1 protein-coding gene is annotated in these 747 nt (G+C 57.0%); it reads left to right on the top strand.

The window, feature by feature from the left end; translation table 11 throughout:
* Positions 1–747 (top strand): IS66 family transposase (tnpC, locus tag TH25_RS24625; protein ID WP_258549306.1); only part of this gene is annotated, 747 nt, incomplete at both ends.

Genomic DNA, 747 nt, shown 5'->3' with positions numbered 1-747 from the left:
GGAGGAACTCGAAAGCGAGGTTCCGACCGACTTTGATGATGATGCCGGTTCGCCGGTCAATGACGAAATGGCAAAACCGGAAAAGCGCAAACGTCGGGCTTTGCCGGACCACCTGCCGCGTGAAGAGGTTCGCCATGAACCGCAGGGGAATTGCGCCCAATGTGGCGGCACACTGAAACAGGTTGGTGAGGATGTGACCGAGATCCTTGATTATGTACCGGGTCACTTCAAGGTCATCCGCCATGTCCGCCCGGCCCTGTCGTGCCGGTCTTGCGAGAGCATGGTGCAATCGCCGATGCCGTCCCTGCCGATTGAACGCGGTATGCCCTCGGCCAATCTTCTCGCCCATGTGCTGGTCTCGAAATATGCTGATCACTTACCTTTATATCGCCAGAGTGGCATCTATGCCCGCGACGGTATGGAACTGCCCCGGTCGTTGCTGGCCAATTGGGTTGGCAAATGCGCAAACCTGATGCAGCCCCTGATCGATGCCATCGAACGGCATGTTCTCGCCGGATCACACCTTCATGCCGACGATACACCGGTGCCCGTCCTTGATCCCGGTCGGGGAAAAACAAGGCAGGGCCGGTTATGGATTTATCTTCGCGATGAGCGACCGCATGGCAGTGATATGCCGCCAGCCGCCCTTTATCGCTATAGCCCTGACCGCAAGGGCCTTTATCCGCAGACCGTTTTGAAAGACTTTACCGGTCATTTGCATGCTGACGGATATGCCGGGTTCAACAA

The sequence above is a fragment of the Thalassospira profundimaris genome, from assembly GCF_003326755.1.
GTDB classification, from domain to species: Bacteria; Pseudomonadota; Alphaproteobacteria; order Rhodospirillales; family Thalassospiraceae; genus Thalassospira; species Thalassospira profundimaris_B.
The sequence above is the reverse complement of the archived record's forward strand: the minus strand, read 5'-3'. Positions and strand labels throughout refer to the sequence as shown.